The organism is Rhizobium sp. LjRoot30 (assembly GCF_964253915.1).
Taxonomy (GTDB): Bacteria; Pseudomonadota; Alphaproteobacteria; order Rhizobiales; family Rhizobiaceae; genus Metarhizobium.
On sequence record NZ_CAXUSG020000003.1, the window covers coordinates 209,883 to 222,360 of the forward strand.

A 12,478-nucleotide genomic window follows, 5' to 3' on the forward strand; every position below is an offset into this window, starting at 1 on the left:
TGCGGCCCTTGCGATATCAGGATAAACATCCGGCATGAGCGATAACAGCCTAGCCATCACCAAGTTCAGCGATCTCGCCAATCCGACCCGGTTCCTGGCGCTGGTCGCCCGTGTGCTGCCGTGGATGGCCGGGATCACGGCGTTGCTCTTCGCCATCGGCCTCTATCTCGGCTTTACCGCCGAGGGTGATTACCAGCAGGGCGAAACGGTGCGGATCATGTATGTGCACGTGCCGGCGGCCTGGCTGTCGATGATGTGTTACACCGTCATGGCCGCTTCGGCGATCGGCACCCTGGTCTGGCGTCATCCGCTTGCCGATGTCTCCGCCAAGACCGCCGCACCGCTCGGTGCCGGTTTCACGCTGATCGCGCTGATCACCGGCTCCTTGTGGGGCAAGCCGATGTGGGGCACATGGTGGGTGTGGGATGCGCGGCTGACCTCGGTTTTCGTGCTGTTCCTGATGTATCTCGGCCTGATCGCCCTCAACCGCGCCATGGACGACCCGTCGAAGGCGGCGCGCGTCAGCGCCGTGCTGATCCTCGTCGGTTTCGTCAACATCCCGATCATCAAATTTTCCGTCGAGTGGTGGAATACGTTGCATCAACCCGCCAGCGTCGTACGGCTGGACGGCCCGACCATCGATCCGGAATTTTTGCGGCCGCTGCTGGTCATGGCGGTTGCCTTCACCGTGCTGTTCTTCACGCTGCACCTGGCGGCCATGCGCAACGAGATCCTGCGCCGCCGGGTGAGCGCGCAGCGGCGGCTTGCCGCGCGCATGGCAGCACGGGAGGCATGACCGGATGAGCCACGCCTTTTATGTCTATGCTTCCTATTTCGTCACGGTGATCATTGTCGGCTGCCTTGTCGGCTGGACGTGGCTCGATGGCCGCGCCCGGCAGCAGGAACTGCGGACACTGGAAGCCTCGGGTATTCGCCGGCGCTCGGCCAAACCAGCCGAAGAGGCAAAATCATGATAAGCAGCGAAACCGGCGAAAAAGCCACGTCGTCGCGGCGCGGCTTGCGCATCTTCCTCGCCCTCTTGCCGCTGATCGTCTTCATCGGCCTTGCTGGCGTATTCCTGATGCAGCTCGGCTCGGGCAAGGATATTTCCGAAATTCCCTCGGCGCTGATCGGCACCAAGGCGCCGGTGCTGAACCTGACGGCGCTGGAAGGCGCCAATGTGCCGGCGCTGACCGATGCCGCCGTCAAGGGCAAGCTGTCGCTGGTCAACGTCTTCGCCTCGTGGTGCGTGCCCTGCCGGCAGGAGCACCCGATCCTCAAGGAACTGGCGAAGGACGGCCGCATCACCGTCGTCGGCATCAATTACAAGGACCGCCAGGAAAACGCCCTGCGTTTCCTCGGCGAACTCGGCAACCCCTATGCCGCCATCGGCGTCGATCCCAACGGCAAGGCAGCGATCGACTGGGGCGTCTACGGCATTCCGGAAACCTATCTGGTCGCCGCCGACGGCACCATCCTCTACAAGCGCGTCGGCCCCTTCGACGAGAAGAGTGTGCAGGAAGGCCTGTATCCGGCGATCGAAAAGGCGCTGGCAGCGAAGTAGGTTACAACCCGCCCTGCCAGGTCTTGATCGCCTCCAGCGGCCAGACCAGCATGATGACATTGAGCGTCAGGTTGTCGCGGATGATCCAGCCGGTAAAAATCTCGAAAAAGATGGCGATGGCGACCGTCACCCACACCGGCGCGCGGGCGGCAAAAAAGAAGCCGAGCGCCATGAATACCGTATCCATCACCGAATTCAGGATGCTGTCGCCGTAATAATCGAGCGAGATCGTCGCCGTGCGGTAACGATCGATGATGATGGGCGAATTTTCGAGGATTTCCCAGGCGGATTCGATCACCAGCGCCAGCAGCAGCTTTGCCGCCAGCGGCTTGCGACGCAGCACCAGGAAACCCAATCCATAAAACAGGAAGCCATGGATGATGTGGGACGGCGTGTACCAGTCCGACAGATGTTGCGAATTGCCGCTGGAATTGACCGAACCTTCCCACAGCTTGACGTAACCGCATTCGCAGATCGGCAGGCGGCCCATCCAGTATTCAGAAACGATCTGCACCAGCAGCACGCAGAAACCGGCAAGCAGCCAGTATCGCGTCGATTGCCCCCTGGTGGCCTCGGTCTGCCCCGCGACCGTCAATTCTCACCTTCCGCCACGGCATCGACCGTGTGACGCATGATCAGCGGCATCTGCGCCAGTGTGAACAGGATGGTGATCGGCATCGTGCCCCAGACCTTGAAGTTGACCCAGAGATAATCGGCCATCTCCTTGTCGGGCATGTAGTACCAGTTGGCACCGCGCCAGACCGCTTCGTTCAACACCGCGAGAAACAGGAAGAAGATGCCCCAGCGCAGCGTCAGCTTTCGCCAGCCGTCGTCGTCGAGCTGGAAGGCGGCGTTGAAGACGTAGCCCAGCAGCGATTTTCCGAACAAGAGGCCACCGAGCAACACGACGCCGAACAGCGTGTTGACGATGGTCGGCTTCATCTTGATGAAGGTCTCGTCCTGCAGCCAGATCGACAGCGAACCGAACACCAGCACCACGACACCCGAGACAAAGGGCATGATCGGCAAGTGGCGAAAAACGATCTTGGAGATCACCAGCGAGATCACCGTCGCCACCATGAACAGCGCCGTGGCAATCAGCAGCGGACCGCCGATCGCCGACAGCTCCGGAAAGGTCTTCGCCAGCCACTCGCCACGCAGGTTGCCGAAGAAGAAGACCAGCAGCGGGCCGAGCTCGAGAGCGAGTTTCAGCATCGGGTGCTGCCGCTCGGCGCGGGTCGGGGCGTTTTCGCTCTGCGTGGTCGTCATCGTTCGGGAATCCCGTTTTTCTCTCGTGGCACAAATCGCGTTGGGCGCTTTGCGGGCTTGCTCTAAAGGCGCGGCCTTTGCCCCTTATCCGTGGCCAATCTGTGACATCATTGCGCGAGGCCTGCAATCGCCCGGGCAAAATCATTGGCCTCGAACGGTTCCAGATCATCGACGCCCTCGCCGACGCCGATGAAATAGACCGGCAATTTGTGCTTCGCCGAGATGGCGACAAGGATGCCGCCGCGCGCCGTGCCGTCGAGCTTGGTCATGATCAGGCCGTTGACGCCGGCGACGTTGCGGAAGATCTCCACCTGCGACAACGCATTCTGGCCGGTGGTGGCGTCGAGCGTCTGCAGCACGGTGTGCGGCGCATCGGGATCGAGCTTGCCGAGCACGCGGACGATCTTTTCCAGCTCGGCCATCAGCTCTGCCTTGTTCTGCAACCGGCCGGCGGTGTCGATGATCAATACATCGCATTTTTTCGCCTTGGCCTGCTCGAAGGCGTCATAGGCAAGACCGGCAGCATCGGCGCCAAGCTTGGTGCCGATGAATTCCGACTTGGTGCGGTCGGCCCAGATCTTCAGCTGCTCGATAGCGGCGGCGCGGAACGTATCGCCGGCGGCCAGCATCACCTTCAGGCCGGCGCCGGAAAGTTTTGCCGCCAGCTTGCCGATGGTCGTCGTCTTACCGGTGCCGTTCACACCGACGACGAGGATGACATGCGGCTTGTGGTTGAGATCGAGCTGCAGCGGCTTGGCGACCGGCGTCAGCACCTTGGTGATCTCGGCAGCCATGATGCGGCTGACATCCTCGCCGGTGACATCCTTGCCGTAGCGTTCGGAAGACAGCGTATCGGCAACCCGCATCGCCGTTTCGACGCCGAGATCGGCCTGGATCAACAGGTCTTCGAGGTCCTGCAGCGTCTGCTCGTCGAGTTTTCGCTTGGTGAACAGCGCAGCGATCTGGCCGGTCAACTGCGAGGAGGTGCGCGAAAGCCCCTGGCGCAGGCGCTGGAACCAGGACAATTTTGCCTGAGGTGCTGCCGGCAGCGGCTCGACGATGGCCGGACCGGTGGAAAAACCCTTGGGCAGGACCGGATCGGTGCGGCCGGTTTCCGGCGCCTGCACCGTTTCGTCGGAGATTGTCTCGACCGGCAGCGAAGCCGGCACATCGACGGGTTCCGACGCGGCAAGGCTACCCGCATCATCGGTGGTATCCACCGGCACTTCACCGCCGACGACGATGTCTGCCTGTCCGGGAATGTCGCCGGCCGATCCGGGAATGTCACCGGACTGTATCAGGCTCTCCTCTTCGCCCGCATCGCGAAGCGCTTGGTCGAATGACGGCTCGGCAGCCGGCGCCGCATCGTCCTCCTGCGCCGCCTCGGCGATGGCTTCCGCCTGCAGCAAGGACAATGGGGTAACGCCGAGATCGCCGATCCGGTCGACCGTCGGCAGGAGCGGTGGCTCTTCTTCAACCGTATCGGCGGCCGGACCGCCGGCGGTGTCCATCACCCCGGGCGCCACCGGATCGGCTGGCGATACCGGCAGATCTTCGTGGCGCGAGCGGGGTTCTGCCTCTGCCGCGATCGCTGTCTTTTCTTCGGGCGTCAGCGCGAAGGGAGACGGAGGCGCCTCCTCGACCGGCTTCTCCTTGCCGAAGGTGAAGACTTTTTTGATGAAACCGAGGGCCATGAATGATCCGTGACGTCAGGCCGCCTGCGCCGCCTTCAATTGCATTTCGAGGTGCTTGCCATTGTGGCCGGTGATGACGACCGGCACAAGATCGCGAGGTTTCAACCCCGCCGCGCCCACAAGCGTGAAATTTTCCGTATGCGCAAGCCCGTTGTTTTCGACCAGCAGCATCTGCTCGCTGCCGACCATCGCATCGAGGTGGGCATTGTGAAGGTCCATGCCCACGGCCCGCAGCCTAGCCGCCCGCTCCTTGACCAGCGCCCGGTCCAGCTGCGGCATGCGTGCCGCCGGTGTTCCCGGCCGTGGGCTGTAGGGGAAGACGTGCAGGAAGGCGATGCCCGCCTCGCGCGCCATCGCGGCGGCATTGTCGAACATGGCGTCGGTTTCGGTCGGGAAACCGGCGATCATGTCGGCGCCGAAACTCGTCTCCGGCCGCAGCCGCCGCACGTCCTCGATGAAACGCAGGGCATCGGCGCGGGCATGGCGCCGTTTCATGCGTTTCAGGATCATGTCGTCGCCATGCTGCAAGGACAGGTGCAGGTGCGGCATGAAGCGCGGCTCCTCGGCAATCAGGTCGAGGAGGTACCGGTCGGCCTCGATGCTGTCGATCGAGGATAACCTTAACCGGCGAATATCCGGCACATGCTTCAACAGGGTCTTGGCCAGCAAGCCGAGGCTCGGTTCGCCCGGCAGGTCGGCGCCGTAGCTGGTGGCATCGACGCCGGTCAGCACGATCTCGCTATAACCGCCCTCGACCAGTTTTCGCGCCTGGTCGACGACGGCGCCCATCGGCACCGAGCGGGAATTGCCGCGGCCATACGGAATGATGCAGAAGGTGCAGCGGTGGTCGCAGCCGTTCTGCACCTGAATGAAAGCGCGCACATGCCCGTCGATGTGCTTGACCATCTGTGGTGCGGTGTGGCGCACGCTCATGATATCGTTGACGCGCAGCTTCTCTTCGGCCGAAACGCCGAAATCCGGCAGGGCGCGATAGGAGGCCGACGCCAGCTTCTCCTCGTTGCCGAGCACCGCATCGACCTCGGGCATCGCCGCGAAAGCGTCCTTCTCCACCTGCGCGGCACAACCGGTGACGATGATGCGGGCATGCGGATTTTCGCGCCGCGCGCGGCGGATCGCCTGGCGCGCCTGGCGCACGGCCTCGCCGGTGACGGCACAGGTATTGACCAGCACGGCATTGTTGAGGCCGGCCTTTTCCGCCTGCGCCCGCATGACTTCGGATTCGTAGGTATTCAGCCGACAGCCGAACGTAATGACCTCGACGCCGCTCACTGCGCCTGCGCCCCGGCTTCCGTTTCGCGTGTCCAGGTACCGGTCGAGGGATCGAGCATGCCGGACCATTCCCATTCCGCCGGGCCGGTCATGATCACATGGTCGTCGCGCTCGCGCCATTCGATGGCAAGCGTGCCGCGATTCGGGCTGCTGGCGACGGTGATGGTGACGTTGCGCCCGGTGCGCCCGGTGCGGGCAGCGGAAACGCCGGCGGAACAGGCGGCCGAGCCACAAGCGAGCGTCAGCCCGGCACCACGCTCCCAGGTGCGCGTGGTCAGCGACGAGGGCGACGTCACCTGCGCCAGCGTGATATTGGCCTTTTCCGGAAACATCGGATGATTTTCGAGCAGTGGGCCGAAACGGTGCAGATCGTAGGACATGACGTCCTGATCAACCCAGAAGACGGCATGCGGGTTGCCCATCGACATCGCCGAGGGCGAATGCAGCACCGGATTGTCGATCGGACCGATCTGCAGCTCGATGCGGCTGGTATCGTAAAATTCCTCCGCCAGCGGAATGCGGTCCCATGCAAACACCGGCTTGCCCATGTCGACGGAAATCGTGCCATCCGCATGCTCGACGGCATTGAGGATACCGGCAACCGTCTGGAAGGTAAACGTCTTCTTACCGGTCTCGGCAGCGAGCGCCTGCACGACGCAACGCGTGCCGTTGCCGCAGGCCTGCGCCCTGGTGCCATCGCAATTGACGATGTCGATCCAGGCATCGGTGCCGTCGGCCTTCGGATCGTGGATCGCCATGATCTGGTCGAACTGGGTGGAGGGATCGGCATTGAGCGCGATCGCCGCTTCCGGCGTCACCTTGTCTTTCCGGCCACGCATATCGACCACCAGGATCTTGTTGCCAAGCCCGTTCATCTTCGCGAATTCGACCGTATTGCTCATGGGACCATCCACCTTTCTTGCGGCCTATATGGCGGAAATGCGGGTAAATTACCAGTGGCGGCATGGCCTTGCCGGCGATCACGCCAAAGGTATGGTTACGGCGAAGACGTCGGCACCTCGAAGACCTCCCCGGGCGAAAGCGGCGGAAAGCGTTCCCGGGCAATGTTTCGTTCGTCCAGCGCCGCATGCAGCGCCTCGACCGGCTGGCGGATGCCTTCGTCGGTCAGTTGGAACGTGCCCCAATGATGGCCGGCGACATAATCGGCACCGCACAGCAGCATGCCCTCAACGGCTTCTTCCGGATTCTGGTGCTGGCCACGCATGAACCAGCGCGGCTCATAAGCACCGAACGGCAAGAGCGCCAGACGAAAACCGCCATATTTTTCGCCGACGGCGCGGTAGTTGATGCCATCGTGAAAGCCGGTGTCGCCGATATGGTAGATACGCCCGGCCGGCGTTTCGAGCACGAAGGCCGACCAGAGCGCCATGCGCCGATCAAACGTGCCCCGCGCCGACCAGTGATGGCAGGGTTCGGCGATAACGCGGATGCCGGCGACGGAGATGTCCTGGCCCCAGTCGAGCACGGCAATACGCGCCTCCGGCGCCGCATGGCGGATGAGACCGTCGTTGCCGAGCGGCGTGACGATCTGCGGCTTGTGCGCCTGATCGAGCGCCTTCAGCGTCGCCAGATCCATGTGGTCGTAATGATTGTGCGTCACCAGCACGAGATCGATCGGCGGCAAGTCGGTGAATTCTATGCCGGGAGCCACGAACCGCTTCGGTCCGGCAAATGAAAACGGGCTGACCCTTTCGGACCAGACCGGATCGGTGAGAATATTGATGCCCGCCACCTGCACCAAGAGCGAGGCATGCCCGACCATCGTCACCCTGATGTCGCCACCATCGACACGGCGGGCCGGTTTTGTCGGCTTGAACGGGCTTGTGACGGTTTTCGGCCAGGCGATCCTGCCACCGCCGAATTGCCAGCGCAGCAGATCCGGCAAGCCGAGCGGTGGAATGCCGCCGGGATTGAAAAAATAGGTGCCGTCGAAATGATCCGTCGCCGGACCCTGGTAATAGGGATTCTTTATCCGCAACGTCTTCGCCCATTCTTTTGTGGTCATCGGTGGCTTCCGATGATCGTTCAGAGATGGGCTACAATCAGGCAAAACGCAAACTGCCGATCAGATAACTACAAAAGGTGTTTTTTGCTTTTCTACTTCATTACTCGGCTATCAAAAATTCCATATCATTGCAGAAACACATCACGAACAAATTTGCCTGTGGATTATTCTTTATCGTATCCACACTGAATATAAGAAGATTCGACAAACAAACTAATAACAGAGAAAATAAAAAGGTCCACATGTCTGATTCACATGTGGACCTTGAACGCTAGCAGCCGGTTCGGACTGCCGTTGTGATCACCACGACACCATGATTCATGTTGTGGGAGACGTCAAGACCGAGCTGGCCTTTTAAACAGAAAGGGCCACAAAATGGCAATTGCGACTCATCCTATAACAGGAGTGGAAATAAACCCGATTGTTATAGAGCGTAAATCTCTGACTTTTGAGGAGGCCGTCACCGCTCACGTTATGCGTATCGAAGGCGTTAAATACAACATAATCGCTCAGCATCTTGGCACAAATACTCACCGACTCGGTGAAGTATTCCGCGAAGAAAAGCATAGCGGCTCAAAGAAGATAGCGATGAATTTGGTCGCGAATCAGCATTAATCAGAGACAGATCAAGGTCTTTGGAATTGCTGAAAACACAAGCTTTGCCGAGCTATGAGGCGACCTTCGAACGTCGCCTCTAAATTACGCCTTAGAAAAGAAGCGCAGAATTCCCGCATTTTCCTTGACTTTGTCGGGATCTTCGGGTTTATCGCGCCCAATCTGCGACGAGACAAGCACTCCGAGCCGCCGACCGGGACCCGTGAAGGTATAAAGAGATCCCGGAGGTCAACACCCGACAGCGCGATGCGCCCTCGGGTGCTTTTTGGCTTTGCGTCTTGTTTTCGTCAAGCGATATACCGACGTTTCAGGTGATCCCCGAAACGAAGAAGGAAGAGCTGATGTTTGAGAACCTCCAGGACCGTCTTGGTTCCATCCTGAATGGACTGACCGGCCGTGGCGCGCTGTCGGAAGCCGATGTTTCCGCCGCCCTGCGGGAGGTTCGCCGCGCGCTGCTCGAAGCCGACGTCGCGCTGGAAGTCGTGCGCTCCTTCACCGATCGCGTCCGCGAAAAGGCCGTCGGCGCCGAAGTCTTGAAGTCGATCAAGCCGGGCCAGATGGTCGTCAAGATCGTCCATGACGAGCTGATCGAGATGCTCGGCTCCGAGGGCGAAAGCATCGACCTCAACGCGCCGGCGCCGGTCGTCATCATGATGGTCGGCCTGCAGGGCTCGGGCAAGACGACGACGACGGCGAAGATCGCCAACCGGATGAAGACGCGTGATCGCAAGAAGGTGCTGATGGCATCGCTCGACACGCGCCGTCCGGCTGCGCAGGAGCAGTTGCGCCAGCTGGGCGTCCAGACAAGCGTCGACACGCTGCCGATCATCGCCGGCCAGTCGCCGACCGATATCGCCGCGCGCGCCGTGCAGGCGGCCAAGCTCGGCGGCCACGACATCGTCATCCTCGATACCGCCGGCCGCACGCATATCGACGAGCCGCTGATGGCCGAAATGGCGGACATCAAGAAGAAGTCCAATCCGCACGAGATCCTGCTCGTTGCCGACAGCCTCACCGGTCAGGACGCCGTCAACCTCGCCCGCAACTTCGACGAACGCGTCGGCATCACCGGCCTGGTGCTCACCCGCATGGACGGCGACGGCCGCGGCGGTGCTGCCCTTTCGATGCGCGCCGTCACCGGCAAGCCGATCAAGCTGATCGGCGTCGGCGAAAAGATGGGCGAGCTGGAGGAATTCCATCCCCGCCGGATCGCCGACCGTATCCTCGGCATGGGCGACATCGTCTCGCTGGTCGAGAAGGCTGCCGAAAACATCGACGCCGAGAAGGCGGCGGCCATGGCCGCCAAGATGGCCAAGGGCAAGTTCGACCTCAACGACCTCGCCGACCAGATCGGTCAGATGCAGAAGATGGGCGGCATGGGCGGCATCATGGGCATGATGCCCGGCATGTCGGGCATGAAGGACAAGATGGCCGCCGCCGGCCTGGACGACAAGGTGTTCAAGCGCCAGCTCGCCATCATCTCGTCGATGACCAAGGCCGAGCGCTCCAACCCGGACCTTCTCAAGCATTCGCGTAAAAAACGCATCGCCGCCGGCTCCGGCACCGATGCCGCCGACATCAACAAGCTTCTGAAGATGCACCGGCAGATGGCCGACATGATGAAGATGATGGGCGGCAAGGGCAAAGGCGGCATGATGAAGCAGATGATGGGCGGCCTGGCCTCGAAGATGGGGCTTGGCGGCATGGGGGGCATGGGGGGCATGCCCGACCTGTCGAGCCTCGATCCGAAGCAGCTGGAAGCCTTGCAGAAGCAGGCGGAGGCTGCCGGCCTCGGCAAGCCGGGCGGCATGCCCGGCCTGGGTGGCGGCCTGCCGGGCCTCGGCGGGGCCAAGCTTCCCGGTCTTGGCGGCGGTTTCCCCGGTCTTCCCGGCCTGCCGAAGAAGAAGTGAGGGGAGGAAAGCCTTAAATGATCGATCCCAACGTCAAAGAACAATTGAGCGGCTATCGCCAGTCGATCGACAATATCGACGCCGCTCTCGTGCATATGCTGGCCGAACGTTTCCGCTGCACCAAGGCAGTGGGCGTGCTGAAAGCCACGCATGACCTGCCGCCGGCCGACCCGGCGCGCGAAGAATACCAGATCAGCCGCCTTCGCCGTCTGGCGAAGGATGCCAGCCTGGACCCGGATTTTGCGGAAAAGTTCCTGAACTTCATCATCACCGAAGTGATCCGGCATCATGAAGCCATCGCTGCCGAACACGGCAGCACCCAACACACCGCCTGAACAAAGCGGTCCCAAACAGCCCAAGGAGTAATGACATGTCCCTGAAAATTCGTCTCGCCCGCGGTGGTTCCAAGAAGCGCCCGTACTACACCGTCGTCGTTGCCGACGCCCGTTCGCCGCGTGACGGCCGCTTCCTCGAGAAGCTCGGTTCCTGGAACCCGATGCTCGGCAAGGAAGACGCAAAGCGCGTCGAGCTGAACGCCGACCGCATCAAGCACTGGCTCGACCAGGGCGCCCAGCCGACCGACCGCGTTCTGCGCTTCCTCAACGAAGCCGGCATTGCCAAGCGCGACGCCCGCAGCAACCCGGAAAAGGGCAAGCCGGGCAAGAAGGCCCAGGAACGCGCCGCCGAGAAGGCCCAGAAGGCCGCCGACGCTGCTGCTGCCGCAGAATAATCGGCTGACCATCCTTATCGAAAGCGGGCGGCGTGAACTCATGCCGCCCGTTTTCGTTTCCAATTTTGCAAACTTCGACATAATAGAGCCCGAGCTTTGAAGAAAACCGGATCCAGCCGCATGAGCAAGCTTGAAAATCCCATCCTGATGGCGACGGTCGGCGCGGCGCAGGGGCTGCGGGGCGAAGTGCGCGTCAAGGCCTTCAGCGCCGATCCCATGGCGCTCGGCGATTACGGCAACCTGCACAGCCTCGACGGCCGGACGTTCGAGGTTCTCGATATCCGCGAGGCCAAGACCGTCGTCATCGTCCGCTTCCGCGGCATCAACGACCGCAATGCGGCCGAAGCCTTGAACGGCCTGGAACTCTACGTCGAGCGCGACAACCTGCCCGACGACGAGCTCGACGACGACGAATTCTTCTATGCCGACCTCGAAGGCCTGGAAGCCGTCGACAGCGACGGCAAGAGTTACGGCACCGTCAGCGCCATCTACGATTTTGGCGCCGGCGATCTCCTGGAACTCAAGGGGCCGGGGCGCCGGCCGGTGCTCATCCCCTTCTCGGAAAAGGCGGTGCTCGACATCGACCTCGAAGGCGGCACGATCCTCATCGACCCGCTCGCCGCCGGCCTGATCGACAGCCCCGACGACCGGCCGAAACCATGACGGACGGCAACAGCCCCTTCCGGGCAACGGTCCTGACGCTCTACCCGGAAATGTTTCCTGGCCATCTCGGCTATTCGCTGTCCGGCAAGGCGATGGAGCGCGGCTCATGGTCGCTCGATGCCGTGCAGATCCGCGACTACGCCACCGACCGGCACCGCACGGTGGACGACACCCCGGCCGGCGGCGGCGCCGGCATGGTGCTGAAGCCGGACGTGCTCGCCCGCGCCATCGACGATGTCGGCGAAGGTCGCCCCCGCCTGCTGATGAGCCCGCGCGGAAAACCGCTGACCCAGGCGCGCGTGCGCGAGCTTGCCGCCGGCGACGGCGTGGTGATCGTCTGCGGCCGTTTCGAAGGCATCGACCAGCGGGTCATCGAGGCGCGGAACCTCGAAGAGGTGTCGATCGGCGACTATATTCTTTCCGGCGGCGAGCCGGCGGCGCTGATCGTGCTCGACGCCATTATCCGCATTCTTCCCGGCGTCATGGGCAACGACCTGTCCGGCCTGCACGAAAGTTTCGAGGACGGGCTGCTGGAGCATCCGCACTACACGAGGCCGCAGGTCTTCGAAGGCCTCGAAATCCCTGCCGTCCTCACCTCCGGCAATCACGGCGCCATCGACAAATGGCGCAAGGCGGAAGCCTTGAAGCTGACGGCCGAGCGCCGGCCGGATCTGCTGGCGAAACCGGCGACAAAATCGACGTCACAGGGGTGACATA

15 protein-coding genes are annotated in these 12,478 nt (G+C 62.1%); 9 read left to right on the forward strand and 6 right to left on the reverse strand.

Annotation, left to right across the window (positions count from 1 at the left end):
• Positions 1 to 34 precede the first annotated feature (34 nt).
• Genes ACSQ3I_RS08680 through ACSQ3I_RS08690 form a run of 3 tightly spaced genes read left to right on the forward strand, consistent with a single transcriptional unit; the run spans position 35 to position 1,564 of the window.
• Positions 35 to 796, forward strand: a complete 762-nt coding sequence (locus ACSQ3I_RS08680; protein ID WP_435997940.1) for a heme ABC transporter permease — start codon at positions 35 to 37, stop codon at positions 794 to 796.
• 4 nt (positions 797 to 800) lie between these two features.
• Positions 801 to 974, forward strand: a complete 174-nt coding sequence (gene ccmD, locus ACSQ3I_RS08685) for a heme exporter protein CcmD (protein WP_435997942.1) — start codon at positions 801 to 803, stop codon at positions 972 to 974.
• Positions 971 to 1,564, forward strand: coding sequence for a DsbE family thiol:disulfide interchange protein (locus tag ACSQ3I_RS08690; RefSeq protein ID WP_435997944.1), 594 nt, complete (start codon positions 971 to 973; stop codon positions 1,562 to 1,564). Before ccmD ends, ACSQ3I_RS08690 begins: the two co-directional genes overlap by 4 nt.
• A gap of 1 nt (position 1,565) precedes the next feature.
• Here the strand turns inward: ACSQ3I_RS08690 and ACSQ3I_RS08695 are convergent, their stop codons facing one another.
• From ACSQ3I_RS08695 to ACSQ3I_RS08720, 6 genes are all read right to left on the reverse strand, one after another.
• On the reverse strand, positions 1,566 to 2,159 hold the full coding sequence (locus tag ACSQ3I_RS08695) for a DUF2585 domain-containing protein (protein WP_435997945.1): 594 nt from the start codon (positions 2,157 to 2,159) through the stop codon (positions 1,566 to 1,568).
• On the reverse strand, positions 2,156 to 2,833 hold the full coding sequence (locus ACSQ3I_RS08700; protein ID WP_435997947.1) for a septation protein A: 678 nt from the start codon (positions 2,831 to 2,833) through the stop codon (positions 2,156 to 2,158). The genes ACSQ3I_RS08695 and ACSQ3I_RS08700 overlap by 4 nt, the downstream gene beginning before the upstream one ends.
• A 107-nt stretch (positions 2,834 to 2,940) precedes the next feature.
• Positions 2,941 to 4,527: a signal recognition particle-docking protein FtsY gene (gene ftsY / locus ACSQ3I_RS08705; protein ID WP_435997949.1), complete on the reverse strand. Its 1,587-nt coding sequence runs from the start codon at positions 4,525 to 4,527 to the stop codon at positions 2,941 to 2,943.
• A 15-nt stretch (positions 4,528 to 4,542) separates the two neighbouring features.
• Complete coding sequence (gene mtaB, locus ACSQ3I_RS08710) at positions 4,543 to 5,817, reverse strand: tRNA (N(6)-L-threonylcarbamoyladenosine(37)-C(2))-methylthiotransferase MtaB (protein ID WP_435997951.1); 1,275 nt, start codon at positions 5,815 to 5,817, stop codon at positions 4,543 to 4,545.
• Complete coding sequence (gene dapF / locus ACSQ3I_RS08715) at positions 5,814 to 6,719, reverse strand: diaminopimelate epimerase (protein ID WP_435997952.1); 906 nt, start codon at positions 6,717 to 6,719, stop codon at positions 5,814 to 5,816. Before dapF ends, mtaB begins: the two co-directional genes overlap by 4 nt.
• Positions 6,720 to 6,814: 95 nt before the next feature.
• A complete protein-coding gene (locus ACSQ3I_RS08720; RefSeq protein ID WP_435997953.1) occupies positions 6,815 to 7,843 on the reverse strand; it encodes an MBL fold metallo-hydrolase in 1,029 nt (342 codons plus the stop codon).
• A 375-nt stretch (positions 7,844 to 8,218) separates the two neighbouring features.
• Between ACSQ3I_RS08720 and ACSQ3I_RS08725 the strand changes: the two genes are divergently transcribed.
• The 6 genes from ACSQ3I_RS08725 (at position 8,219) to trmD (ending at position 12,474) form a co-directional block, all read left to right on the forward strand.
• Positions 8,219 to 8,458, forward strand: a complete 240-nt coding sequence (locus tag ACSQ3I_RS08725; RefSeq protein ID WP_435997954.1) for a hypothetical protein — start codon at positions 8,219 to 8,221, stop codon at positions 8,456 to 8,458.
• Between the two features lie 341 nt (positions 8,459 to 8,799).
• Entirely contained in the window at positions 8,800 to 10,368 is a 1,569-nt protein-coding gene (gene ffh, locus ACSQ3I_RS08730) for a signal recognition particle protein (protein ID WP_435997955.1), read from the forward strand.
• Between the two features lie 17 nt (positions 10,369 to 10,385).
• Positions 10,386 to 10,703 (forward strand): chorismate mutase, encoded by a 318-nt coding sequence (locus tag ACSQ3I_RS08735; protein WP_435997957.1) that lies wholly within the window; start codon positions 10,386 to 10,388, stop codon positions 10,701 to 10,703.
• A 35-nt stretch (positions 10,704 to 10,738) separates the two neighbouring features.
• The gene (gene rpsP / locus ACSQ3I_RS08740) at positions 10,739 to 11,098 is read left to right on the forward strand and encodes a 30S ribosomal protein S16 (RefSeq protein WP_109459465.1); all 360 of its coding nucleotides are present in this window, start codon (positions 10,739 to 10,741) and stop codon (positions 11,096 to 11,098) included.
• Positions 11,099 to 11,218: 120 nt separating this feature from the next.
• Positions 11,219 to 11,761: a ribosome maturation factor RimM gene (rimM, locus tag ACSQ3I_RS08745; protein ID WP_435997959.1), complete on the forward strand. Its 543-nt coding sequence runs from the start codon at positions 11,219 to 11,221 to the stop codon at positions 11,759 to 11,761.
• On the forward strand, positions 11,758 to 12,474 hold the full coding sequence (trmD, locus tag ACSQ3I_RS08750) for a tRNA (guanosine(37)-N1)-methyltransferase TrmD (protein WP_435997961.1): 717 nt from the start codon (positions 11,758 to 11,760) through the stop codon (positions 12,472 to 12,474). Before rimM ends, trmD begins: the two co-directional genes overlap by 4 nt.
• Positions 12,475 to 12,478 lie beyond the last annotated feature (4 nt).

Excerpts from the sequence above, each read along its gene's own strand:
- ACSQ3I_RS08680 (WP_435997940.1), top strand. The coding sequence starts at position 35 with ATGAGCGATAACAGCCTAGCCATCACCAAGTTCAGCGATCTCGCCAAT.
- ccmD (WP_435997942.1), top strand. The coding sequence starts at position 801 with ATGAGCCACGCCTTTTATGTCTATGCTTCCTATTTCGTCACGGTGATC.
- ACSQ3I_RS08690 (WP_435997944.1), top strand. The coding sequence starts at position 971 with ATGATAAGCAGCGAAACCGGCGAAAAAGCCACGTCGTCGCGGCGCGGC.
- ACSQ3I_RS08700 (WP_435997947.1), bottom strand. The coding sequence starts at position 2,833 with ATGACGACCACGCAGAGCGAAAACGCCCCGACCCGCGCCGAGCGGCAG.
- ftsY (WP_435997949.1), bottom strand. The coding sequence starts at position 4,527 with ATGGCCCTCGGTTTCATCAAAAAAGTCTTCACCTTCGGCAAGGAGAAG.
- dapF (WP_435997952.1), bottom strand. The coding sequence starts at position 6,719 with ATGAGCAATACGGTCGAATTCGCGAAGATGAACGGGCTTGGCAACAAG.
- ACSQ3I_RS08720 (WP_435997953.1), bottom strand. The coding sequence starts at position 7,843 with ATGACCACAAAAGAATGGGCGAAGACGTTGCGGATAAAGAATCCCTAT.
- ACSQ3I_RS08725 (WP_435997954.1), top strand. The coding sequence starts at position 8,219 with ATGGCAATTGCGACTCATCCTATAACAGGAGTGGAAATAAACCCGATT.
- ffh (WP_435997955.1), top strand. The coding sequence starts at position 8,800 with ATGTTTGAGAACCTCCAGGACCGTCTTGGTTCCATCCTGAATGGACTG.
- ACSQ3I_RS08735 (WP_435997957.1), top strand. The coding sequence starts at position 10,386 with ATGATCGATCCCAACGTCAAAGAACAATTGAGCGGCTATCGCCAGTCG.
- rpsP (WP_109459465.1), top strand. The coding sequence starts at position 10,739 with ATGTCCCTGAAAATTCGTCTCGCCCGCGGTGGTTCCAAGAAGCGCCCG.
- rimM (WP_435997959.1), top strand. The coding sequence starts at position 11,219 with ATGAGCAAGCTTGAAAATCCCATCCTGATGGCGACGGTCGGCGCGGCG.
- trmD (WP_435997961.1), top strand. The coding sequence starts at position 11,758 with ATGACGGACGGCAACAGCCCCTTCCGGGCAACGGTCCTGACGCTCTAC.